At 62.9% G+C, this 463-nt stretch carries 1 pseudogene; it reads right to left on the reverse strand.

Going from position 1 to position 463, the window contains the following annotated elements:
- Nucleotides 1–54 precede the first annotated feature (54 nt).
- A pseudogene (locus RM590_RS35580) lies at nt 55–463 on the reverse strand (hypothetical protein); the annotation flags it as partial.

Below are 463 nucleotides of genomic sequence, written 5' to 3' on the forward strand. Positions count from 1 at the left end.
TTCCGCGGGAGTGTGGGTGCAGTTGGTGGCGCAGAGCGTGTGGGGCGGATGCGGCTAAATGGGGTCGAACGCCGAAACCAGCCAGCGGTCGTCGATCCTGTCCAGGGATACCTGCACGGTGGACGCGCTGTTGGTGGGTGCGTCTGCACCGACGGTGACAGTTTGGTTGACGAAGAGCAGGACCACGGCGTGATCGCTGGAAGCCGATACAGGTGCGGCGGCCGGGACTGTGGCGGTGGCGGTGATCTTCTTTTGTTGCGCTCCCGGGATGACGACATCTCGGGTCAAAGAGGTGTAAGAGTCCAGGAATTGGCCTGTGAGCCGACTCCGGGCGTCCTCGAGCTCCTTGTCGACGGTGTCGGGTTTGTAGCTCAGCAGCGCGACCGTGGCATCCGTCGCGGCTTGCACTGATTCCGTTGTTGCCATGTCGGTTTGCTCGTTCTGGCTCCTCTGCCACGTGAGG

Source organism: Streptomyces litchfieldiae (assembly GCF_031845365.1).
Taxonomy (GTDB): Bacteria; Actinomycetota; Actinomycetes; order Streptomycetales; family Streptomycetaceae; genus Streptomyces; species Streptomyces litchfieldiae.